We start from the raw sequence: 24,427 nt of genomic DNA, 5'->3' as shown, positions 1-24,427 counted from the left end.
CCGATGTCCCCGAGCTCATGCTCTCCTTACCATGCATCAGCTCGTCCCCATTGCGGAAACGAAAATGGTGCAGATTTTGGATTAGCTATCCTGCTGCTGCGCCTCAATAACTCGTTGCCATCAGACGATCACGACGGAGAGGGTCCCCTGCTGTCGTATATTGGGGCTAGTCGGCATGACCGGAGACACGACAAAACGCAATCCGCGGAGCGGCGTGCGAGCACCGCTGGGCGCGTTATGCCGACAAGCCAAGGCTGTGGCGAGTTCGCGCGACCTGCTGCCTTTCGACGACATTCCAGCGAGCCGAGCGCCGGCACATTTACCTGAATTTGCAAGGTCGGCAGTCTCGGCACTGCTTGCCTCGTCGCTCGTGTTTTTCGGGGGAATCGAATTTGCCCACGCGCAATTCAACAGCTTTTTGATCGGCAAAGGTGGCGATGGCGCTGCAAACGGCGATACGCAATCGGGTGAAGCGGGTGGCGGTGGTGGCGGCATTGGCGGCGGTGGCGGCGCCGGCGGCGGCGGTGGTGGCGGCGGCGTTGGGGGCGGTGGCGCCGCAGTCGCAGGCAGTGGCCAAACAGGTGGCGGCATGGGCGGAAGCGGGATCGCCGGCGGACGCGGCGGGACCCCTAACAATATGATAGGAGGGTGGTCGGCCGGCGGGGATGGCGGGGTCGGCGGCGGCGGTGGCGCGAGCGTGGGCGGCAACAATGCGGGCGGCGGAGGCGCGATCGGCGGAGCCGGTGGTTCCTCAACGCTTAATCCCGGTGGAAGCGGTGGAACACGGTTTGGAGGTACCGGCCAAAACGGCAGTGACAATCAGGGCGGCAGGGGAAGCTTCTACGGTGGCGGCGGCGGCGGCGCGAATCCATTCACCGCCAGTGGCAGCGGGGGCGGGGGTGGCGCGCTCTCCCCGATCCTGGGTGGCGCTGCCGGCTCTCAACCCGGCCAAGGCGCCAATTCCGCTCAGACATCGAACGTTGTCACCTTCGGACCCACGGAGGTGTCCTCCTTCCGCTTCATGGGTGTCGGCGGCGGTGGTGGCGGCGGAAGCCATCAGTCGGCTGGATCGGCCGGTGGCGCCGGCACGCTTATACTGGATGGGGCAGATCTTTCGGCTGCTTATTCCGTTCTCGTCGGCGGCGCAGGGGGCGGAGCCGGCGGAAACCTTGCGGGGGGAGGAGGTGCGGGCGGCAACGGCACATTGACGCTGGTGAACGGCGCCACGTTGACTGTCGGCGAAACCCTTTTGGTCGGGGGTAGTGGCGGCGGTGGGTCAGGCATGGCCCAGGGCGGCGCGGGTGGCTCCGGCACGATGACCATTGCAGCAAGCACGCTTACGGCCGGCACCATCGCACTCGCAGGGGAAAACGGCTTCGGCATCAACGCAGAGGGAGGAGCCGGCGGCGCAGGAACGCTCACGGTCTCCGATGGTGCGCAGGTTACGTCAGATGTCCTCACGATTGCCTCTTCCGCCGGTTCCAGCGGCACGCTGAACATCGGCGCTGCCACGGGTATGGCACCGGCGCATGCCGGAACCATTTCGGTTCCCGTTATCGCTTTTGGAGACGGTGACGGGCGCATCGTCTTCAATCACGCCGGAAACCCCGATGGGAGCGATCATGCATTCGAATCTGTAATGACGGGTGCCGGGACGATCGACCACCTTGCCGGCAACACAATCTTCCATGGCTCGAACACGACAGCCGATCGATTCACGGGAACGTTGAACCTGTCCGGGGGCGAGTTGACCGTGGATGGCGTGTTTGGAGACGTCGGCAGCCTATGGGGCAATGCCGCCGTCAATATCACGGGTGGCAAACTGGCTGCTTCAGGAACCATCGGCGCCACGGTCACGGTTGCGGGCGGTGGCATATTCGCCGGCTCAGGAACGGTCAATGGATCCGTCAATGTGATGGATGGTGTGATCGAGGGCCGAACGGGCCGGACGCTCACGGTCGCCGGAAACATGGCGCTCAGCGCGAACTCGGTGATGGATGTCACGCTCAACAGGCTCTCCTTTGCGCCGATCATCGATGTGGCCGGATATCTTCAATTGGACGGTACACTCAATGTGTCCAGTACCGGTGGCCTTGGCGCCGGGGTTTACAGGCTGGTCGATTATCGAGGCGCGCTTGGTGACCGAGGGCTTGTCATTGGCACCGTGCCGGGTGGGGTGGATCCCGCAGACCTCTCGGTGCAAACGTCAGTCGCACGTCAGGTCAATCTTGTCGTCGCGAGCAACATGGTACTCGGCTTCTGGGACGGCGGCGATCCAGATCTGCACAACAATGGCAGCGTCGACGGCGGGACCGGGATATGGGATAGCACGGGAAGCAACTGGACAGATCAAGGCGGATCGACCAACGGCGTTTTCCAGCCCAATCCCACCTTCGCGGTGTTCCAGGGCACCGGCGGCACCGTGACGGTGGACGTTGCCACCGGCCTGCTTGGCGTCACCGGTATGCAGTTTGCGGTGGATGGCTACCGGATAGAAGGAGATGGCCTGGCGCTTCAAGGTGCCAATGGCCAGACGGTCATTCGTGTCGGGAACGGAACGGTGGATGGTGCGGCGATGACCGCAACCGTGTCATCGGTTCTCAGCGGTGCTTCTTCGCTCGTGAAGGACGATCTCGGCACACTCGCGCTTACCGGCGCGAACACCTATACGGGCGGCACGGAGTTGCGGGCGGGCACGCTCAGCATCACCAGCGACAGCGCGCTCGGTGCCGCGGCCGGCGGCCTGACATTCTCCGGGGGAACGCTGTCTGCCGCGGCGGACCTATCGAGCGCCAGGAATATCCAGATCACCGGACAAAACAAAGCCGTCTTCGACATTTCGGCGGATACACAGGCGAGCTTCTCCGGTCTCGTCACCGGCACTGGCGGAATGATCAAACGCGGTGACGGAACACTCAGCCTTGGCGGCGGCAGTGCAGGTCGCAACACCTATTCTGGGGGCACGACCGTCGAGGCGGGAACGCTGCGCCTGCTTGACAGCTACTTTGCCGGTACCGGCTCGACGCTAGGGAGCGGCAACATCACCATGGCCGGCGGCACGACGCTGAGCTTCGGCGGCTCTCCCTACCGCAGCCTCGGCGGGGTTTTGCTCAATGGTGACGTGACCTTCGACGTCGATCAAGGACAGAATGCCGGGCTGTGGCAACCCGTCTCGGGCACGGGTGGTTTGACGAAGACGGGTGCGGGAACGCTCACCTTGGAGGGCCACAATACATTTCTCGGCAATGTCCACGTTCGCGAAGGAACGCTCCGGCTCGATAGCTGGTCCGGCGAGGCCAATCGCTCGATCGCCGACACGGCGCGTGTGACAGTGAGCGCGGGTGCGAAAGTCAGCGTGGACGATGCGGAGACAATCGGCGAACTCGTCGGCGATGGAACAGTGGATGTTGCATATGCCGGCGTTACCGGCCTGACCGTTGGCGGCAACAACACGGATTTCGTTTTCGGCGGCAATATTTCCGGTGGCGACGCCACTCCGATCAGCCCGTCGCCTTCGTATGGCCTGACCAAAACGGGAAGCGGTACGCTGACCTTGACCGGCGTCAGCGACAGTCTGCGCGGCATGCAGATCTCTTCAGGGACACTGGCGGTCGAAGGCTCGCTCGCCAGTTCGCTCGTCGACGTCGGAACCGGCGCAAGCCTGCGCGGCAGCGGCGAGATCGAAGGGACAGTTCGCGTATTCGGCGGCGGAACGCTGGAAGGGTCTTACGGAACCACGCTTTCAACGGGAGGGCTGATCCTGGCCCGGGGGGCTTTGCTGAATGTTTCTCTGGGCATCCCATCGTCGACGGCGCTTTTTTCGGTCAGCGGCGATCTGGCACTGAACGGCACGTTGAATGTCGAAGATGCAGGCGGTTTTGGCGCGGGCATCTATCGCCTGATCGATTATGGCGGGGCGCTCACGGGCAACGGCCTCCTCATCGGCGCGGTGCCGCAGGGCGTGTCGCCAAGCGAGCTCACGCTGCAAACCGCGGTCGCAGGGCAGGTCAATCTGGTGTCCCGCGTCGGCACGCCGCTGGGCTTTTGGGACGGAGGGAACGCAAGCCTGCACGCCAATGGCAGCATCGATGGCGGGAACGGGACATGGAGCCTTGGCGGTGCGAACTGGACCGACCAGAGCGGCACGGTGAGCGGCCCGTTCCGTCCCAACCCCACCTTCGCAGTATTCCAGGGCGTCGGCGGCACCGTAACGGTCGATGGCGCTGCGGGATCGATCGGTGTGACCGGCATGCAGTTCGCGTCCGCCGGATACCGGATAGAGGGTGATCCGGTCATGCTTGAAGGTCACGGCGGCGACACTGTCATTCGCGTCGGCGACGGTTCCCAAGCCGGAGCCGCGATCACGACCAGCATAGCATCCGCCCTCACAGGCGCATCGTCTTTGATCAAGGCCGATCTCGGGACCCTCATCTTGACGGGGGCGAACAGCTATACCGGTCCGACCGTGGTTCAAGGCGGCACGCTCATCGGCGATGCGGCATCCATCCGCAACAATATCCGCAATCGCGGAACACTCGTCTTCGAACAGGCGTCCGACGCGCGCTTCGCGGGTAACATCGGCGACGTTTCCGGCGTCAGGGGGCAGATGATCAAGCGGGGTTCCGGCCTTTTGACGCTGACCGGCACGTCTACGCTGGGTTGGACCGTGGAAGCCGGCGGTCTGACCTCCGCTTCGGACCGCTTCCTGGGCGATGTCGCCATCGCATCCGGTGCGAGCTTCACCTTTGAGCAGTCTTACGGTGGATCCTATGCGGGAAAACTCACGGGTGCCGGCACCCTTTCCTTCGAAGGCGGGGGCGCGGTCAAGCTGACCGGCGACAGTTCAGGCTTTGATGGACTGACGACCATTTCGGGTGGCATGCTGGCCGTCAACGGCAATCTCGGCGGCTCGGCGCTGGTCGATCGGGATGGCCGCCTGCAGGGCAGCGGCACGCTCGGCTCTGGTGCAAGCTCGGTCGTGACCGTGGCCGACGGTGGCACGCTCGCACCGGGGAACTCGATCGGTACCCTCACGATCAACGGCAGTCTCGTCATGAACGCCGGGTCGCGCTTTGAAGTCGAAGTGATGCCCGGCGGGACGGCGAGCGACCGGATCGTCGTGACGGGCACGGCCACGCTTGATGGCGGCACCGTCGCGCATGTCGGTATGACCGGCGCCTATCGCCCGACCGCCACCTATACGATCCTCTCCGCCGCCGGTGGCGTAAGCGGTCGCTTCGATGCGGTCACCTCAGACTTCGCGTTTCTCGACCCGACGCTCGCCTACACTGGCAACGATGTTACCCTGTCGCTGACACGCAACCAGATCGGCTTTGCCGATGCGGGTGTAACCCGCAACCAGATCGCCACGGCCGAGGCGCTCGAAACGCTTGGCTTCGGCAACGCGCTCTACGAACAGGTGGTGCAGCTCGATGCGGCAACGGCCCGTACGGCCTTCGATCAGCTGTCGGGCGAAATCTATGCTTCCGCTGTCACCGGCCTGATCGAAGACAGCCGCTTTGTTCGCAACAGCGCGAATGACCGCATTCGCGCCGCCTTCGGCGATGTCGGCGCGTCCACCGCCCCTGTCACGACCTATGGCGAGCATGGCCCGGTCCTGGCCCCGGCCATATCCACAGAGGGCATTTCCGTCTGGTCGAGCGCCTATGGCTCGTGGGGCAGGACCGACAGCGACGGCAATGCCGACGCAATCGACCGCGCCACAGGCGGGCTGTTGATGGGTGTGGATGCGCCCATGTTCGATGGCTGGCGTCTCGGCCTGCTCGGCGGGTACAGCCATACCTCTGTTGAGGCTGACGCACGGACCTCTTCAGCCTCTGTCGGCAGCTATCATCTCGGCCTCTATGGCGGCACAAATTGGGACGCGCTGTCGTTCCGTTCAGGGCTCGCCTATAGCCGGCATGAAATCGACACCAGACGGACGGTCGATTTCGTCGGTTTCGCCGATGGTTTGACGGGCTCCAATGATGCCGGCACGGTCCAGGCTTTCGGGGAACTCGGATACGCCATCGACACAACGCTTGGACGCATTGAGCCCTTCGCGAACCTTGCTTACGTCAATACACATACGGGGCGCTTCAGCGAACGGGGTGGCGCGGCGGCATTGGCGGGTCTTTCGAACGACAACGTCGTTACATTCACGACGCTCGGTATCCGTGGCGACAGCACCATCGATTTCGGGGATGTCAGTGCACGGCTGACCGGCATGCTCGGCTGGCGGCACGCTTTGGGCGATACTACGCCAGAGATGACCCATGCGTTTGCCGGCTCGAACGCCTTCACCATAGCGGGCAGCCCGATCGCGCAGAACGCCCTTGCCGTCGAGGTGGGCCTCAGCTTGGACCTCACGTCCAACGCGACACTCGGCGTATCGTATCAAGGCCAGATCGCAGGTCAGGCGCAAGAGCATGGCCTCAAGGCAAATCTCGGGATCAGGTTCTGAAAGATGCGACGGATGTATCATACGACACGCAAACGCCCTTTGACGACGCTCGCAGCGGCTGCACTGTTGTCCATCGCATCGATTGCAGGTCCTGCGACAGCGCAGCAGCCTGCACAGCCTCTGCTTCCAAACGGAGCCTCATCGCTGCAGGAAAGCTACCAGGACTGGCAGGTGAGCTGTCAGGTCATCGACAATGCGAAGCGCTGCGCGCTGTCGCAACAACAGGTGCAGCAAAATGGCCAGAGGGTGCTTGCCGTCGAATTGCAGCAGACACGGGACGGGAAACTGAACGGCTCGCTGATCCTTCCATTCGGCCTGCTTTTGGATCAGGGTGTGACACTGGCGATCGATGACAAATCGCCTGGCCAGCCGTTGCGGTTCAGGACATGCCTGCCGGGCGGCTGTTTGGTGCCGCTGAGCCTCGAACCAGCCATGCTGACGAATTTGCGGGCGGGCGCTACTCTTAAAATCCAGGCGACAAGCGCCGATGGGCCCGCCATTCCGCTCGCACTGTCCCTGAAAGGTTTTGCCGCTGCCGCAGATCGACTGAAGGTTCTGTCTGCACCCTGAATCAGCGAAAGGGCCAGCGCCTGAGCATCGGTTTTAACCATTGCTTAACCGCTTTCCTTGCCATCGGCTTAAGTTCGATTGCTCTAATATCCCAGAGACAATCAGGACCTGGCGATGACCCTAAAGTTCCAGTCTTCATCTCTGTTGAAATGGATCTTGCCGGCCAGCGCGTCGCTCGCAATCTGCGGCATCCTGTTCCTGACACTGACCTGGGCGGCAGGCAAGGCGGATGAGGCGGCTGCATCACGCCAGCGGGGTTTCATCACGCGTGCCGTGACGAAGTTGCAGTCGGCGATTGCCCATGATCAGGAAAGTGTCACAGTCTGGGACGACGCCGTGGGCAAAAGCCAACGTGGCGACATGGCCTGGATCGACGCCAACCTCGGCTCCTGGATGCGCACCTATTTCGATCATGACGCATCCCTGCTGCTGTCGCCGGATTTATCGCTCATCTATCAGTTCATTGAAGATCGCGAACGTTCGCCTGACGCACAGCAGTTCCGCGACGCCTACCTTCCGCTCGCGAGACAACTGCGGGCCCGCCTTGCACGCGGCGATACACAAGGCACAAGTGCGAAGGTCCTTTCAATCGGGGAGTCGGACCTGGCGCGCATCGGGAACCGGTCCGCGATCGTCAGCATCAAGCCGCTCATATCGGACACGGGAAATATCGTGCAGGCGCCCGGCGCTGAATTCCTCCACGTCGCCATCCGGTTTCTGGATGGAGACCTGCCGGCGGATATCGGTCAGGAATACGCGTTCACCAACCTTCGCTTCACGCGAGATGAGCCGAGCGAACGAAACGCCACCTTTATTCCGGTGACATCGCGCGACGGCGCGCCTGTGGGATTCTTTCGCTGGGAGCCCTTTCAACCCGGAAACTACGTTCTTCGCGCCACCGCTCCGGCTCTCGTGCTGGCATTCGTGACCCTGTTTACAGGCGCGAGCCTTGCCGGTCATGCCCTGTTCCGCCGCTCGGTCCGTCTGGCCGCAAGCCGTGCAGAGCTTGAACATCAGGCATCGCACGACGCCCTGACGGGACTGGCCAACAGGAACTTCTTTGCCATCAGGCTCGCATCCACGCTGGCCAACGCGGCCGCGGATCAGAGCTACTGCATTCTCTTTGTCGATCTCGACCGGTTCAAGATGGTCAATGACACCTTTGGCCATCCCGTCGGCGACAGGCTGATCATGATGGCAGCGGCTCGCATGCGGGACCTGTTGCCGAAATCGCTGATCGCGCGTGTCGGCGGTGACGAATTCAACATACTCCTGAGCGATGCCGACGCGCATAACGTAGATGAGATCGCCAGGAACATCGTGGCCGCGATCAGGGCGCCGTTTGAAATCGACACCGTACAGATCGCGATCGGCGCCAGCGTCGGCGCTGCCGTGACAACGGGGCCTTGCGATCCCGTCGAGCTGACCCGAAAAGCGGACATCGCGCTGTATCACGCCAAAGCGGCGGGCAGAAATACGCACGCCATCTTCGGCAGCCACATGGATGAGCTGCTGAGCGATCGAAGGGCATTGGAAGCAGACCTGCGCCTGGCCCTTCAAACCCATTCGCAGCTGGAAACGTTCTACCAGCCCGTTTATGCAGCCGACACCGGTGCCTTGAGTTCGCTTGAGGCGCTTGCACGGTGGAAGCATCCGACATTGGGTTATGTCAGCCCTGACCAGTTCATCCCCCTTGCCGAGGAAAGCGGCCTGATCCACGAGATCAGTGCGCTTGTCCTTGAGGATGCGTGCCGGATGCTTGCGGAAGTTCCCGGTATTCACATCGCGGTCAATGCGTCGGCTCTCGAGCTTGCCTCGCCCGGTTATGCGCTGCGCGTTCTCGGCATCCTCGCCAGGTGGCAGGTCCAGCCGAACAGGCTGGAAATCGAATTGACGGAAAGTGCCATGGCGCCGGAGAAGAGCGAGCTGGAAACGACGATATCGACCCTGCGCTCGGCTGGCGTCCGGTTTGCGATCGACGATTTCGGAACAGGTTACTCGACGTTCTCCCGCATACAACGCATCGAGGTTGATCGTATAAAGATCGACAAATCGTTCATCGGCGAGATGCATCAAGGCGCCAGCAGGGCCGTTGTCTCCGCCATGATCAGCATGGCGAAAGCGAAGGGGCTGCTGGTGACGGCAGAGGGCGTGGAAACAGACGAGCAGCGAAGCGCATTGCAGGATTTCGGCTGTGACCATCTGCAGGGTTTCCTGTTGTCGAAACCTCTGCCACGCTCGACCGCCATCACACTTGCCGCGGGCGATCAAAGGGTATCGGGCATTCGCGCCTGAGCGTCCCTACGCCTGGAAAGGCGTATGGGATATTGGAGCAGAGTTCGCCCGGCGATCCCCGCTCACGTCCATTCATAGGCCTTTGACGTGTGATAGGGCCGTGCGGAAACGAAGGCCGCCGGATCGTTGGCGGAAGCGGCATAAGCGGATGCGTCCGCATCGTCATTGAAGCCCACGAATACCATCAACATGGAACGTCCGGCTGGGTGCCCTTTCTTGCGATAGGAAAAATTGACGGCACAGTGCGGATACTGCATTTCGAGGGGCTGCCGTGTCTGGCCGGTCAAGGCGATGAATTGACCGAGCGAGAGGAAATGCGTGATCGCGGCCGACGCTGTTTCCCGCGAAATCTGGCGGTTGGACGTCGCTTCAGCCGGGCGGCCGTAGAAGAGGGTGTCGGTCTGGCCTTTTCGCCGCTTCGTTTCATAGACCACAAGGCTTCCGGCGGCGATCAGTTCGATATGCACATCGAAGGTCTGGAAGAGGTCGCTCTCGTTGTTCAGTTCCGCAAAAAGTGTGCGCAGCTCCGCAATGTAGTCGGCATAAAACGAAACTGTCATGGCTACCATCCGGCTCTACTCTCAGGTGCGGCCTGCCTACCATGGCCTTCGCACATGGCAAACGCATTTGTGAGCGCCGTTCAGTCAGCCGCGACAATGCCGCTCGAGTAGATCGCGCACAACGCGAACAGCAAGGCGGCAAGGAGGCAGAATGCAAGCCCCTGGAAGCTGGTATACATCAGCGCGCCGACGACCCCGCCGACAGCGAAGGCCAGAATCGTTGCGGCGTGAAGCCGAAGGCGTGTGGCGATCTCCTCGCGCTGGACATCTCCCTTCGCACCCCACAACAGCGCGATGCCGACGCCGATATCGGTTGCAAGTCCCGACACATGTGTCGTCCGCACCCGGGCGCCCGATATGCGCGTCGAGGCCGCGTTCTGGATGCCCATGGATAGCGCAAGCAGGCTGACGATGGTGAAGCCGTTGACGGTGTCAGGCAGTGCCGAGACATAGATCCCGACGAGCATCAGGATGGCGCCCTCGAAACCCAGGGTCAGGGCGTAAACCGTCTTGAGCCGGTGGCGCTTGCCCATCTGAATGAACAGGGAGGCCAGGAAGGCGCCCGTAATGAACATCAGGACGATGGTGAAAAACGCAGCAGCAGCGCGCAGCTTCCAATCGGATAGAAGCTCCGACACGAGGGACACGTTGCCGGTCATGTTGGCGGAAAAGTAGCCGTAAGCCAGAAAGCCGACGCTGTTTATGCCGCCCGCGACGAAGGCAAGAATGGTTGCCAGCAGGAGATCGACGGCCGGTGTCCGCGTGTCGCCTTCATGAATGAGCATTGCAATTCGCGTCCCTGTCTGGCCCGATGTGATGGCAGGATAACAGGACGTGCGTAGCGCTCAAGCAGGCCTGCGGCAAGCGAAGAGCGGCGCTCAGATCGTGAAACGCGCCATCACGAAGTCGGGGCGCGCGCCGTGCGTTTCGCAGATCGGGGCAAGGGCGCTTTCGGGCGTGGAAGCGAGGATGCCGGTTCGCACGAGGCACGACGCCAGTCCCGCGCCGGCGGCGCCGGCAATATCGTGCTCGATGCTGTCGCCGACGCAGACGATACGGTCGGCTTCCATGTTGCCAAGCAGGGATTGCGCCTGCCGGTATATTGCGGGATGGGGCTTGCCGAACCAGCGAACCGGGCCGCCGAGCGCCTCATAGGCAAGGGCGATGCTGCCGGCACCCGGGGCGGTCCCGCCGCCTTTCACAAGCTTATGCCGGTCGGGGTTGGTGCAGTAGCAGGGGATGCCGCGCTCCGCCGCGGGCCTCAGCCGGTCACGATAGGCCGACAGCGGAATGCGCTCCGCTTCGCTTCCCGAGATGATCACGATATCCGCAAGCGCCGCGTCCTCGACGCTTTCGAAACCGAGACGCTCGGCGAGATTGCGGTCGCCGCCGCTTGAAATCGTCAGGCACCGCGTGATGCCGGCCTTTCCGGCCGTCTCCTCAGCCAGAATGTGATGGGCGACGTCGCCGGAGGTGAGGAAGTGGTCGAAGCCGGAACGATCGAAGCCAAGTTTGACCAGGCGGTCGCCATTATAGGCGCCGCTGCGGCCCGAATTCGACAGGATCACGATGGTTTTGCCAAGGGCCTTCAGGTGAAGCAGGGCGGCGTTGGCGCCCGGATAGGCCCCGTCGTCGTCGCGCAGCACGCCGAACTGGTCGACGAAGAAGGCATCGTAACGATCCGCCAGGTCGGCGAGCGTGGTGTGCGGCGCAATGCTCAAGGCCAGCGCTCCTTTCCGGCAAGCACAAGCGAGGCGGTGCCGACGGATGCTTCCGCCGAGCGCGCTGCAAGGAAGGGCACGCCGAGCGCCGTTTCCCGCATCCGCGTCCAGGCCTCGTTGACCGCGCCCCCACCGACCGTGCGCACGGAAAGCACCTCGGGGCCGCCGAGCTCCGCCAGCCGGTCGTAGCCGGATTTCTCGATTGCGGTAATGCCCTCGAGGATTGCCTGGAAGAACAGGACGTCGTCGACCGGGCGGGGCTCAAGCCGCGGCGGGTAGGCGGGATCGTTGATGGGGAAGCGCTCGCCGGGCGCCGGCAGAGGATAGTAGGACAGGCCCGTCGGCACATCGGGGCGCAATTTCGGCGTCATCGATTTCAACTGTTCGCCGTCGAAGAACGTGCGGATGACGGTGCCGCCGGAATTCGACGCGCCGCCCGCAAGCCAGAAGTCGAGGATGCGGTGGGAATAGATACCGTAACTGGCAGCACTGAGCGGCCGTGCACAGGCAAGCTTCACCACCAGTGTGGATCCAAGCGCGGTCACGCCGTCGCCGATGGCCGCAGCGCCGGTCGCCAGGAACGAGGCACAGCCGTCTGTCGTGCCCGCATGATAGCGGCATTGCGGCGGCAAACCGAGTGCGCGTCCGTGCGCCGTCACCGTCGAGAGCGGCGCGCCGGCCCGTGCGACGGACGGCAGCAGGGCTATGTCCATGCCGCATGCTTCCAGCCAGTCAGGCCAGCGCTCGGCGTCGAGATCGTATCCGGTCTTAAGCGCATTGTTCTCGTCGCTGGTTGCGGCGGCAAGGCCAAGCTGCGTCAAAATCCAGTCCGCCTGGTGCACGATGGCCTGCACGCCCGGCCTGCGTGAGAGGTAGATTGCGCGTGCCAGCGCCGACGTGGCACCGCGCGCGGGACTATCCGAAGGTGCCACCGCGGCGATGCGGTCGACGATGGCGCGATCGGGGCATGGGTCGTTGTACATAAGCACCTCGCCCACCGGAACGCCGGCTTCGTCCACGCCAAGCACGGTCCCGGACGTCCCGTCGACGGCGACCCCTTCAAGGGACGAGAAGGTGTTGCGGGAGGCGAGTTCCGTAAGACATGACGTGACGCCGTTCCACCAGGTCGAGGGCAGGCGTGCGGACGCGGCATCGGGGAAGGGGCACGCCGCGATATCGACCGGTTCTCCGTCTTTCGAAAGCAGCGCGGCGCGCACGCCCGACGTGCCGAGGTCGATGCCAAGCGCGATGGCGGGCTGCGTGCCGGTGCTCATGCCTGCCGGCTCGCCTTGCGGTCGAGTGCCTGGCGGTACTGCTCGGCCTCCCAATGGGTCAGTTCATATTCCTCATCGGCGCTGAGATAGACGACGGACGCACCATCCGGTATGCGTGAAACGACTTCGGCAAGGCAGCGCGCCATGACGCGGCCACCTGCGGTGAGTTCATTCGAGAGCAGCACGCCAAGCCCTGGCGCGAGCAGCATCTTCGGGATGGAAAGATCGCGCGCGCGTCGCGTATCGACATAGGCACTCACCGTTTCGCCGGGGGAAAGCACGCCGATTTCCGTACCCAGGAAGATGACATGATCCGGGTAGAGCGAACCGCCTGCCGCAAACGCCACATTGGCCGGGTTGAGCGCCGTCTTGTGGCTCTCGGCATCGTCAGCCACATGAAAATCGGAGCCTTCCGCCAACGCCTGCAAGGCGGCGGTGTCGGCTGTCGCCTCCGCGCGGACGGCGACGGAGAGCGCTTCGGTGACGCGCGCGATGCGCTCGCGCACCTCTTCGACGGTGTCGCCGGTGATGATGATGCCGTGATTGTAGAGGACCAGTACGTCCGGCCGCGTCGCGGCGACGCGGTCGATTTCCAGCGCGAGCGGCGTGCCGGGGCGGCGATAGGGTATGGTCGTCCAGCGCAGGTCGGGGAGCTTCGCCATCAGTTTGGCAATCACGACGTCCCGGTCGGTGAGGACCGAGAGCGCGATGGCATTGACGCAGTGATAATGCGCGACGACGGCCTGGGGAAGGGCTGCGTGAAAGCTGGTCTCGATCGACGGGCGCAGACCGGAGGCATTCAGCTCGGTGACGATGAAGTCGGTTGCCTTCTCCGCGCTCGGCTCGCCGGCCCGCAGCGCCGTCACCAGGGGTGCTGCCGTCACCGGCACCATGATGTCGCGTTCGCCGGCATGGGCAAGCCATGTCCCCGAGGCCTTGACCCACATCACGCCGTCGCGCTTGAACGAGGTATTCCCGCCGGCGCCCTGGGTCTTCAGGATGTCGCTGCCGATGTCCCTTGAAAGCGCGAGAAACGCGTCGAAGGCCGGATCACCGCCCGACCGATTGCCCGAAGCCATGCCAGCCTCCTCCTCTAGACGACCCTGCGCCACCGCTCACCGCAGATCGCGATGAGAGGTGATCAAACTTTTTGGCTGATGGTATTGATATGATCGCATATCGTCAACTGTGAAGAAAATACGTCATGATGCTTGATCGTTTTGGATTAGTATGATTATCTTCGTTCATCGGCGCTGGAGACGCCGGGAGGAGCATTCGTGAACGACACGCAACGCCACAAGGCCATCATTGAGCTTTTGCGCGAGACGCCGTTCGCATCCGTGCGCGACCTTCAGGAGCGCCTCGGCGCCTCTCCCGCTACCATCCGCCGCGATATCGACAAGCTCCACGAACTGGGCCGGGCCCGGAAGGTCTATGGCGGTATTTCCGCCAGCGAGGCGGGCGATAGCGGCCGGCTCTCGGCCAGGCCCTATGACGAGAACCGCGATATCGCGGTCGAGGCGAAGCGCGCCATCGCCGCCGCCGCAGCGGACCTGGTGCGTGACGGCGATTCCCTCATCATCCATGCAGGTTCGACCTGCTATCAGCTTGGCACACTGCTTTCGCGGCGCAATCTGCGCGTCTGGACCAATTCGATGCCGCTCGCCGCTTACCTGGGCGAGCATGGCACCTGCCAGCTTTCCATTGCTGGCGGCGAGCTCTACCGCGAGCCCGGTATCATCCATGATCCGTCGGGGGGCTCCCCGAGCTTTTTCGCCTCGCGTTTCTTCGTCGGCACGCAGGGCATCAGCAGCAAGGGGCTGCTCGAATCCCATCCGCTGCTCGTCAAGGTGATCGGTGAACTGGCGGCCTGCGCGGACGAGATCGTGCTTCTTGCCGACAGCCGCAAATTCTCGATCCAGCCGCGAAACGTGGCTCTGCCGCTGTCGCGCATCGGCACGATCATCACGGATGACGGCCTGACGAACGCGGCGGCCAAGATACTGGAAGATGCGGGCGTCACGATCCAGATCGCAAAGACGGGAGGGGTGAATTGAGCGGGTCCCCCATCGCCGTCTTCGATCTCGGCAAGACCAATTCCAAGCTGTTCGTCGTCTCGTCGGAGGGACGGGTCATCGACGAGGCGCGAACACGCCCCGTCTGGCGTGACGAAGGGGATCTGCGCGTGCTGGATGACGCGGCGCTGTTCGGCTGGATGACGGCTGAACTGGCCCGGGCCGTCGCAGCGCACGGTGTCGATCGCATGACGTTTTCCGGTCACGGCTGCACCTTCGCGCTCGTTGCCGGCGGGTCGCTCGTTCACCCCATCCTGGACTATGAGCAGGAGCCGCCCGCAGAGATCGCCGGCCGCATCGATGCGATGGCGCCGGACTTCCAGGAAACGTTCTCGCCGCCGCTGCCCCTGGGCTTCAACTATGGGCGACACCTGCTCTGGCTGAACGAACGCGATGGGGACCTGATCGCAAAGGCGGAAGCCATTCTCGCCTATCCGCAATTCTGGACCTGGAAATTCTCCGGCCGTCCCGTCTCGGAAGTCTCCTATCTCGGTTGCCATTCCAACCTGTGGGCGCCGCTGCGGGATGATTTCAGCAGCCTTGTCGACCGCATGGGCTGGCGCAGCCGGATGCCGGAATTCGCAAAAGCCGGTGAGGTCGTCGGCACCCACAAGGTGACGCGCGACGACGGGCGCAGCGTGGAGATCTCGGTCCATAACGGCGTGCATGACAGCAACGCGGCGCTCTACTTCTACCGCTCGCTCGGCTTCACGGATTTCACCCTGGTCTCGACCGGCACCTGGGTGATCATCTTCAATCCCGCAAGTCCGCTGGAAAGGCTCGATGCCGACAGGGACATGCTGGCCAATGTCACGGTCGATCACCAGCCGGTCGCGACCATCCGCTTCATGGGCGGCCGGGAGTACGATGTTGCCAGCGGCGGCTGGACGAAACCTGTCTCGGCCGAAGCCGTTGCCAGTGTCATTACCGCAAAGGCGTTCGCTTTGCCGTCCTTTGCGGCGGGCGGGCCGATGCCGGGACACGAGGGCCGCTTTGTCGGCCCGGCGGTCGCGGGCGAGGAGCGCGCAGCCGTCGCTATGCTCTATGTGGCGCTGATGACCGACCTGTCGCTCGATCTCATCGGGTCTGAAAATGCCATCGTCATCGATGGCGGCCTGGTGAAGACGGGGCTTTACGCGTCCGTGCTTGCCGCGCTTCGGTCGGGGCAGACGGTGCACACGAGCGCCAACCCGGAAGGCAGCGCCTTCGGCGCGGCGGCGCTCGTCTTCGATGCCATCGGTGACAATCCCTTCGTCAACGATTGCGCCGTGGCCGAACCGGCATCCATTCCCGGCCTCGACGAATACCGGCTGCAATGGCGGCACCATGTGGATGCCATGGCATCGGCTGAGGCCGTTTCGCGAGAGGAGAAGCGCGCATGACGGCGACGGTCAACGAACAGCGTCCGCTTCTGGAGATGCGCGACATCAGCAAGACCTTCGGGGCCTCGAAGGCGCTGTCGCAGGTGAGCCTGACGGTTCGAGCCGGCGAGGTTCACGCGCTGATGGGCGAGAACGGGGCGGGTAAATCGACGCTGATGAAGATCCTGTCGGGCGCCTACACGGCCGATCCCGGCGGCTCGGTGCTGATTGAGGGCGTGCCGGCGACGCTCAGCGATCCGCTGAAGGCAAAGGCCTATGGCATTGCCGTCATCTACCAGGAGCTTTCACTCGCGCCGAACCTGACCGTCGCGCAGAACATGTTCCTCGGCAACGAGCCGTCGCGCTTCGGCCTGGCCGACCGTGCGGAGATGCGCCGTCGCGCCGATCCCATCCTCAAGCAGCTCGGCATCGATTTCGATGCCTCCCGCCGTGTCGCGGAACTGTCGCTTGGCGAGCGGCAGATGGTGGAGATCGCACGCGCGCTGACGACCAATGCCCGCATCATCGTCATGGATGAGCCGACCACCTCGCTCACCAGCCGGGAAACGGAAAAGCTGTTCGATGTCATCGCCCGGCTCAAGGCCGATGGCATTGCCATCATCTATATCAGCCACCGCATGGAGGAGATCTACCAGCTCTCCGACCGGGTGAGTGTGCTGCGCGACGGCGCCTATGTCGGAACGCTGGACCGCGCCGATCTTTCCGCCAGCAAGCTGGTCTCTATGATGGTCGGCCGCGATCTGTCCTCCTTCTACAAGAAGGAGCACCGTCAGGTTACGGGCAGAGGCGCGGCGGTGCTGTCAGTCAGGAACATCGGCGACGGCGTCAAGGTGCACGACTGCTCCTTCGAGGTGCGCGCGGGCGAAGTGCTTGGCATTGCCGGCCTTGTCGGCTCCGGGCGCACCGAACTGGCGCGGTTGGTCTACGGTGCCGATCGTCGGACCACAGGCGACGTGATGCTGAACGGCAAACCGATTTCGGTCACATCGCCGCGCGACGCGTTGGACGCGGGCATCGCCTATCTCACAGAGGACCGCAAGGCGCTCGGCCTGTTTCTCGACATGTCGATCAGCGACAACATCAATATCGGCGTCATCGCGGCGGATGCGAAGGCCGGCGGCGTTCTGGATTTTGCGCGGGCCAGGGAGCGTGCAGCGCAGGCGGTGAAGTCACTTTCCATCCGCACCGCCGGCACGCAGATTAATGTCGGCGCGCTGTCTGGCGGCAACCAGCAGAAGGCGCTGCTTGCCCGCCTGCTCGAAACCCGGCCGAAGGCGATCATCCTCGACGAACCGACGCGCGGCGTGGATGTCGGCGCGAAATCCGAAATCTACCGCATCATCGACGAACTCGCCCAGAACGGCATCGCCATCGTCGTCATCTCCAGCGACCTGCCGGAAATCCTGGGCATCGCCGACCGTGTGCTCGTCATGCGGGAAGGGCGCATTGCCGGCGAGGTGAACCAGCCGATCGAGCAGGAAGCGATCATGGCGTTTGCCACCGGCACGACCGGCACCGCGGCCTGAAGCAGAAACCAGACAGACGAAGACGGGAACGGACATCATGACTGCAGGCGAAACCGAACAGACCCGGATGGACAAGCTGAAGTTCCGCTCGACGCTGACGGCGCTTGGCATGCTGCCGGTGCTCGTGCTGCTGGCCATCGGCTTTCATGTGCTGAGCGGCCGGTTCCTCTCGGTCAACAACCTGTCGATCGTCATGCAGCAGGCATCGATCAACACGGTGCTGGCCGCCGGCATGACCTTCGTCATCCTGACCGGCGGCATCGACCTCTCGGTCGGATCCATCCTCGCGGCCTCGGCCATGATCGCCGTCATCGTCTCGCTCGTACCTGACCTCGGCATGCTCGGCGTTCCCGCGGCGATCGCCGCCGGCCTTGCCTGCGGTTTCCTCAACGGCGCCATCATCGCCTGGCTGAAGCTGCCGCCCTTCATCGTGACGCTCGGCTCGCTCACCGCCATCCGCGGCGTGGCACGCCTGCTCGGCAGCGACACGACCGTGTTCAACCCGGACCTGCCGTTCGACTTCATCGGCAACGGCTCGCTGTTCGGCGTTCCCTGGCTCGCCATCATCGCCATCGCCACGATCATCGTCTCCTGGTTCATCCTGAAGCGAACCGTGCTGGGCACCTGGATCTATGCCGTCGGCGGCAACTCCGAGGCCGCGCGTCTGACCGGCATCAAGGTGCCGCTGGTGCTGCTCTTCGTCTATTCCATGTCCGGCCTGCTTTCGGGCCTCGGCGGTGCCATGTCGGCTGCCCGCCTCTATGCGGCCAACGGCCTGCAGCTCGGCCAGGCCTATGAACTCGATGCCATCGCGGCCGTCATTCTCGGCGGCACCAGTTTCGTCGGCGGCGTCGGCTCGATCTGGGGCACGTTGATCGGGGCGCTCATCATCGCCGTGCTCTCCAACGGCCTCATTCTCGTCGGGGTCTCGGATATCTGGCAATACATCATCAAGGGCTTGGTCATCATCGTCGCCGTCGGCCTTGATCGCTACAGGCTCAAAGGGCTTAGCCGGACGTGAGGTCCGGCTGAAAGAACCGGTCACAACCGGAGACAACGGCGCGACAAGCGTCACCAAAGGAGGAAAACATGCGTCTTATGTCCAAGTTGCTCGTCGGCACCGCCATGGCTGCCGCACTCGCCATGCCTGCCGCCGCCAAGGACCTCAACAAGATCGGTATCTCGGTCGGCCTGCTCGGCAACCCGTTCTTCGTCGCCACGATCAAGGGCATCGAGGACCGCGCCAAGGAAATCAACCCGAATGTCGAAGTCACCTCGGTTTCGGCCGACTATGACCTCAACAAGCAGGTTTCGCAGATCGACAGCTTCATCGCGGCCGGCGTCGACATCATCATGCTGAACGCCGTCGATGCGAAGGCGATCGCGCCCGCCGTCAAGAAGGCCCAGGCTGCCGGCGTCGTCGTCGCGGCGTTCGACGTTTCCGCTCCCGGCGCCGACGTCACCGTCATGACCAACAACGTCAAGGCCGGCGAAGAGGCCTGCAACTACATCGCCGAGAAGCTTGGCAACAAGGGCGACGTTGTCATCATCAACGGTCCGGCCTCCTCGTCGATCCTCGAGCGCGTGCAGGGCTGCAAGGAAGCGCTCGGCAAGCATGCCGATATCAAGATCCTCTCCGACGACCAGAACGGCCAGGGCTCGCGCGATGGCGGCCTTGCCGTGATGCAGGGCCTGCTCACCCGCTTCGACAAGATCGATGCCGTCTTCGCGATCAACGACCCGACCGCGATCGGCGCGGAACTTGCCGCCAAGCAGCTGAACCGCAGCGAGTTCTTCTTCACTGCGGTCGATGGCGCGCCGGATATCGAGAAGGCGCTTGCCAGCGGCAATTCGATGATCAAGGCATCCGCCTCGCAGGATCCCTATGTCATGGCCGGTGAGGCGCTGAAGCTCGGGGTCGAGGTTCTGAACGGCAAGAAGCCGGCCGAGCCCGTCGTGCTGCTCGATCCGCAGCTCATCACGGCCGACAACGTCAAGGATTACAAGGGCTGGACCGCAGCCCGCTAAGCCTTCCTCCCCGACGGCCGGGCGCGTCTTGCGAAAGCGGCGTGTCCGGCCGACCGTGTTTCATTCCTTCCTTTCAGAAAGCAGCCGGGATCATGTCGAAAATCGGTGTTCACTCCTTCGTCTGGAGCGCAGGCTCTTCGCGTAACGAGCTCGAAAAGGCGCTCGAGAACACGCACAGGCTCGGTTACAAGCTCATCGAGTTTTCCTATCTCGATCCCAGGCAGGTCGATGTGAACTGGCTCGCCGGGCGGTTGCGGGAGCTCGAGCTCGACGTGGCAATCAGCATGGGCCTGCCGCCGGAAGGCGACATTTCCAGCGATGACGCCTCCGTCGTCGCCAACGGCACCGATATTCTCGACAGGGCGGTGGCGCTGGTGCGCGATCTCGGCGGCACGAAGCTCGCCGGCATCCTGAGCTCCGCCCATGGCAAGCAGGAACACGCGCTCACACGCAAGAGCTGGGATACCAGTGTCGCGGCGCTGACCAAGGTCGCAGAGCGCGCCAAGGCGGCCGGCGTGACCCTCAATCTGGAGATCGTCAACCGCTTCGAGAGCAACATGCTCAACACCGCAGCGCAGGGCATGGCTTATATCCGCGATACCGGTGCATCGAACGTGCTGCTGCACCTCGATACGTTCCACATGAACATCGAAGAGGCGGATGTCGGCCTCGCGATCCGGCACGCCGCCGACAAGATCGGCTACATCCATATCGGTGAAAGCCATCGTGGCTATCTCGGAACAGGCACGATCGATTTCGCCGCGATCTTCGATGCGCTGGTGGCCATCGGCTGGGATGACTACGTGACGTTCGAATCCTTCTCGACGACCATCGTCGACAAGGACCTGTCGCTGAAGACCGCGATCTGGCGCAACCTGTGGGACGATAATGTCGCGCTTGCCCGACACGCCCATCGCTTCATCGAACTGGGCCTCGAGACGGCCCGGCTCAAGGACGCGCTGGTCCGCCAGGCGCACCTTCCGGCCTGACGGAGCAGACAATGCCGGTGGCTTGCGCGCGCAGGCCGCCGGCACCTTGCATCAGACGATGCCGCCGCCCGCGCCCGATACTGCCGGGCGTTGCGCGGCGACCTTGGCGCGATAACCGGACGCGCGGAAAGCGGTGACCGGATCGATTGCTGCGCCCTTCTCGAACCGCGCCATCGCCAGGATCGGCTCGACATCGGTGCGGAACGCTTTTTTCAGCGTGGTCGTCGCCATCAGGGCATCGTTGCCTTCCTGGAAGCCCTCCAGCGCCTTTCGGTCGACAAGAAGGGCGGCAGCGTAGGCGCGTTGCACTTCCATGGCCGAAACCATCAGGCTTTCGATCGGGTCCGTGACGTTGTGCGACTGGTCGAGCATATGGGCGGGACGGAAGCCTTCCGCACCGCGGATCTCGGCGTCGACCAGTTCGTTAAAGACGAGGAAGAGGCGATAGGGATCGATCGAACCCGTATCGAGGTCGTCGTCGCCATATTTGGAATCGTTGAAGTGGAAGCCGCCGAGCTTCTTCGCCTGGATCAGGCGCGCGACGATCATCTCGATATTCACGTTGGGCGCATGGTGACCAAGGTCGACGAGGCAGTAAGCCTGCGGCCCGAGCGCTTCGGCGATCATGTAGTTGGTGCCCCAGTCCTGCACGACGGTCGAGTAGAAGGCCGGCTCGTACATCTTGTGCTCGGTGAAGATGCGCCAGTCGTCGGGCAGCGCCTTGTAGACCGTCCGCATCGCGTCGAGGTAGCGCTCGAATTGCCTGGTGAAATTCGTCTGGCCGGGAAAGTTCGAGCCGTCGCCGACCCACACCGTCAACGCCTTCGAGCCGATGGCCTTGCCGATTTCGATACATTCGATGTTGTGCTCGGCGGCCTGCTGGCGCGTCGCGGCGCTGGCATGCGACAGCGAGCCGAACTTGTAGGAATGCGTCTGGTCCGCCTGGTCCTGGAACGTGTTGGAATTCATGGCATCGAAGGCGAGACCCGTTTCTTCGGCCTTGGCCTTCAGCGCGGCCGGATCGGCCTTGTCCCACGGGATGTGCAGCGAGACCGAGGGTGTCGCGCCGGTGAGCCGGTGGATGACGGCGCAGTCGTCCATTTTGTCGAAGATGTCGCGCGGCTCGCCGGCGCCCGGAAAACGCGCAAAACGCGTGCCGCCGGTTCCCACCCCCCATGAGGGGACGGCAACGCCATAGCGTGACACCTTCGCCTTGATCGCATCGATATCGATGCCGCGGCGGTTGAGATGCTCACCGAGCGCGGCATAATCTGCCTTCAGTGCCGCCGCCGCCCCGTCATTATGTGCGTCCACGACGCTCTTTTCGATTCCCGTCATCATCGTCCTCCCAGAGCAGCCGGTCTCAGCGCGTGAACGCCTGGACGTTGCCGGCGTCCACGTTGATGATGTTGCCCGTCGATTTGGACGAGGCCTCCGAGGCGAAGAAGTAGGTCGCTTCCGCAACGTCTTCCGGCAGCACCGAACGCTTCAGCATGGAGCGCTGGCGGTACATTTCCTCCAGCCCCTCCTTGTCCGTCTTGTAGGTCGAGGCGCGCTGGTCGAGCCATTCGCCGGACCAGATCTTGGAGCCGCGCAGCACGGCATCCGGATTGACCACGTTGACGCGGATGCCGGCATCCGCCCCTTCCAGTGCCAGGCAGCGCGCGAGATGGATTTCGGATGCCTTCGCCGTGCAATAGGCCGACGCGTTGGGGGAGGCGGCAAGGCCGTTCTTGGAGGCGATGAAGATCACCGACCCACCGATCGCCTGCTGGCGCAACACCTTGAATGCCTCACGGGCAACGAGGAAGTAGCCGGTGGAGAGAATGGCGAGGTTCCGGTTCCAGAGTTCCAGCGACGTTTCCTCCACCGGGGCGGACGAGGCGATACCGGCGTTGGAAACGACGATGTCGATACCGCCGAATTCGACCGCGATCTCCGCATAGGCAGCGATCACGGCGGCTTCGTCGGTCACATTCATTTGCACGGTGCGCACGACATCCTTGCCGTGGCTGCCCGCAAGATTGTCGGCGGCCGAGGCAAGGGCAGTCTCGTCGATATCGGCGAGCACGACGCACGCGCCTTCGGAAAGCAGCCGGGCGGCGGTCGCCGAGCCGATACCACCGGCGCCGCCGGTGACGACGGCGATGCGGCCGGCGAGCGACTTCGGCTTCGGCATGCGCTGCAATTTCGCTTCCTCTAGCAGCCAGTATTCGATGTCGAAGGCCTCCTGCTCGGGCAGGCCGACATAGGTCGAGACGGTCGAGGCGCCACGCATGACATTGATGGCGTTGGTGTAGAATTCGCCGGAAATGCGCGCCGTCGCCTTGTCCTTGGCGAAGGTGATCATGCCGACGCCCGGCACGAGATAGACGATGGCGTTGGGGTCGCGCAGCGCCGGGCTGTCGGCATGCTTGCAACGGTCGTAATAGGCCGCATAGTCCTTCCGGTAGCCTTCCACAGCCGGCTTCAGGCTTTCCAGCGTTCCCGCGACATCCGGCTTCGCAGGATCGAAATCGACGACCAGCGGGCGGATTTTCGTCCGCAGGAAATGGTCGGGGCAGGAGGTGCCGAGCGTGGCGAGCGCCTCCATGTCCTTGCCGCAGACGAATTGCAGCACGGCGTCGCTGTCGTCGAAATGCCCGACCATATGGGCCTCTTCCGAAACCATGCCGCGGATCGCCGGCATCAAGCGCGCGGCGACGGCACGACGTTCCGCAGGAGCAAGCGCCTTGTGCTTTTCGCCGCCGAAAATCGCCTTGCCGGCCGTTTCCGTCTCGAACCAGGCGATTGCCCGGTTGATGACGTCGATGGTGAGCCCGTAGCAGGATGCGGCGTCGTCGGCCCAGGTGAAGAGGCCGTGGCTTTCGAGAACCACGCCCTTCGCTTGGGGGTTTTCGAGGCAGAATGTCTCCAGCCAGAGGCCGAGTTCGAAGCCTGGACGCTTCCAGGGCAGCCAGCCGATCTCGCCGCCGAAAATCTGCTGGGTCAACGCCTTCGAATTGGCGGACGCCGCAATGGCGATGATGGCGTCAGGATGCATGTGGTCGACATGCTTTTTCGGCACATAGGCATGCAGCGGCGTATCGATGGAGGCGGCGCGGGCGTTGAGATTGAACGTGCAATGGGGCAGGTAGCCGACCATCTCGTCTTCGAAGTCCACGCCGCGATAGAGGCCCTTCAACGCGCGCAGCTTGTCCATGTAGAGCGTGGCGAAGCCGTCCATCCTGATCGTCCCGACGTCGCCGCCCGAGCCTTTCACCCAGAGGACCTCGACCGTTTCGCCGGTGAGCGGGTCCTTCTGCATGACCTTCGCGGAGGTGTTCCCGCCGCCGTAATTGGTGACGCGCTTGTCGGATCCGAGAAGATTGGAGCGGTAGAGAAGCAGCTCCGGCTCGCTCATGCCGGCCGCACGGGCCTTATCCCACAGGTTCGTCAGCCGCGAACCGGCCTCTTGTGTCGACATCTCTTCCTCCCGGCGCGATGCGCATATTTGGCTTTTGCGTTATCGATGCGGCAGAAATGTTTCCAAGTCAATCGCATT

The 24,427-nt window shown here is 63.4% G+C and carries 16 protein-coding genes; 9 read left to right on the top strand and 7 right to left on the bottom strand.

Translation table 11 applies throughout. The features are described from left to right. Nucleotides 1–175 precede the first annotated feature (175 nt). The 3 genes from K6301_RS25045 to K6301_RS22245 all read left to right on the top strand — a co-directional run bounded on the left by K6301_RS25045 (nt 176) and on the right by K6301_RS22245 (nt 9,328). The gene (locus K6301_RS25045) at nt 176–6,463 is read left to right on the top strand and encodes an autotransporter domain-containing protein (RefSeq protein WP_281505887.1); all 6,288 of its coding nucleotides are present in this window, start codon (nt 176–178) and stop codon (nt 6,461–6,463) included. Nucleotides 6,464–6,502: 39 nt separating this feature from the next. Continuing rightward, on the top strand, nt 6,503–7,033 hold the full coding sequence (locus K6301_RS22250; protein ID WP_247221032.1) for an invasion associated locus B family protein: 531 nt from the start codon (nt 6,503–6,505) through the stop codon (nt 7,031–7,033). A 114-nt stretch (nt 7,034–7,147) separates the two neighbouring features. Beyond that, a complete protein-coding gene (locus tag K6301_RS22245; RefSeq protein WP_247221031.1) occupies nt 7,148–9,328 on the top strand; it encodes a putative bifunctional diguanylate cyclase/phosphodiesterase in 2,181 nt (726 codons plus the stop codon). Between the two features lie 62 nt (nt 9,329–9,390). Here the strand turns inward: K6301_RS22245 and K6301_RS22240 are convergent, their stop codons facing one another. The 5 genes from K6301_RS22240 to K6301_RS22220 all read right to left on the bottom strand — a co-directional run bounded on the left by K6301_RS22240 (nt 9,391) and on the right by K6301_RS22220 (nt 13,962). After that, a complete protein-coding gene (locus K6301_RS22240) occupies nt 9,391–9,888 on the bottom strand; it encodes a hypothetical protein (protein ID WP_247221030.1) in 498 nt (165 codons plus the stop codon). An 80-nt stretch (nt 9,889–9,968) separates the two neighbouring features. After that, nucleotides 9,969–10,673, bottom strand: a complete 705-nt coding sequence (locus tag K6301_RS22235; RefSeq protein WP_247221029.1) for a YoaK family protein — start codon at nt 10,671–10,673, stop codon at nt 9,969–9,971. 93 nt (nt 10,674–10,766) lie between these two features. Next, nucleotides 10,767–11,609 (bottom strand): TIGR01459 family HAD-type hydrolase, encoded by an 843-nt coding sequence (locus tag K6301_RS22230; protein WP_247221028.1) that lies wholly within the window; start codon nt 11,607–11,609, stop codon nt 10,767–10,769. Further along, nucleotides 11,606–12,883: an FGGY-family carbohydrate kinase gene (locus K6301_RS22225; RefSeq protein ID WP_247221027.1), complete on the bottom strand. Its 1,278-nt coding sequence runs from the start codon at nt 12,881–12,883 to the stop codon at nt 11,606–11,608. The genes K6301_RS22230 and K6301_RS22225 overlap by 4 nt, the downstream gene beginning before the upstream one ends. Beyond that, complete coding sequence (locus K6301_RS22220) at nt 12,880–13,962, bottom strand: class II aldolase/adducin family protein (RefSeq protein WP_247221026.1); 1,083 nt, start codon at nt 13,960–13,962, stop codon at nt 12,880–12,882. Before K6301_RS22220 ends, K6301_RS22225 begins: the two co-directional genes overlap by 4 nt. Nucleotides 13,963–14,160: 198 nt before the next feature. Here K6301_RS22220 and K6301_RS22215 point away from each other — a divergent pair, with 198 nt between their 5' ends. From K6301_RS22215 to K6301_RS22190, 6 genes are all read left to right on the top strand, one after another. Next, the gene (locus K6301_RS22215; protein ID WP_247221025.1) at nt 14,161–14,940 is read left to right on the top strand and encodes a DeoR/GlpR family DNA-binding transcription regulator; all 780 of its coding nucleotides are present in this window, start codon (nt 14,161–14,163) and stop codon (nt 14,938–14,940) included. After that, nucleotides 14,937–16,340: an FGGY-family carbohydrate kinase gene (locus tag K6301_RS22210; RefSeq protein ID WP_247221024.1), complete on the top strand. Its 1,404-nt coding sequence runs from the start codon at nt 14,937–14,939 to the stop codon at nt 16,338–16,340. Before K6301_RS22215 ends, K6301_RS22210 begins: the two co-directional genes overlap by 4 nt. Then, nucleotides 16,337–17,866, top strand: a complete 1,530-nt coding sequence (locus tag K6301_RS22205; protein ID WP_247221023.1) for a sugar ABC transporter ATP-binding protein — start codon at nt 16,337–16,339, stop codon at nt 17,864–17,866. The genes K6301_RS22210 and K6301_RS22205 overlap by 4 nt, the downstream gene beginning before the upstream one ends. A gap of 67 nt (nt 17,867–17,933) precedes the next feature. Beyond that, nucleotides 17,934–18,887 (top strand): ABC transporter permease subunit, encoded by a 954-nt coding sequence (locus K6301_RS22200; RefSeq protein ID WP_230640233.1) that lies wholly within the window; start codon nt 17,934–17,936, stop codon nt 18,885–18,887. A 68-nt stretch (nt 18,888–18,955) separates the two neighbouring features. Then, nucleotides 18,956–19,894 (top strand): ABC transporter substrate-binding protein, encoded by a 939-nt coding sequence (locus K6301_RS22195; protein ID WP_247221021.1) that lies wholly within the window; start codon nt 18,956–18,958, stop codon nt 19,892–19,894. A gap of 92 nt (nt 19,895–19,986) precedes the next feature. Then, complete coding sequence (locus K6301_RS22190; protein ID WP_134650117.1) at nt 19,987–20,883, top strand: sugar phosphate isomerase/epimerase family protein; 897 nt, start codon at nt 19,987–19,989, stop codon at nt 20,881–20,883. Nucleotides 20,884–20,934: 51 nt separating this feature from the next. On the opposite strand, the gene rhaI is transcribed toward K6301_RS22190, so the two are convergent. Together rhaI and K6301_RS22180 are read right to left on the bottom strand one after the other, a co-directional pair. Next, a complete protein-coding gene (rhaI, locus tag K6301_RS22185; RefSeq protein ID WP_247221019.1) occupies nt 20,935–22,224 on the bottom strand; it encodes an L-rhamnose catabolism isomerase in 1,290 nt (429 codons plus the stop codon). Nucleotides 22,225–22,246: 22 nt separating this feature from the next. Next, the gene (locus tag K6301_RS22180) at nt 22,247–24,349 is read right to left on the bottom strand and encodes a bifunctional rhamnulose-1-phosphate aldolase/short-chain dehydrogenase (RefSeq protein WP_247221017.1); all 2,103 of its coding nucleotides are present in this window, start codon (nt 24,347–24,349) and stop codon (nt 22,247–22,249) included. Nucleotides 24,350–24,427: the final 78 nt, after the last annotated feature.

The sequence above is a fragment of the Shinella oryzae genome (assembly GCF_023038235.1).
Lineage (GTDB): Bacteria > Pseudomonadota > Alphaproteobacteria > Rhizobiales > Rhizobiaceae > Shinella > Shinella sumterensis.
This window is presented reverse-complemented; position numbering and strand designations above follow the sequence as displayed.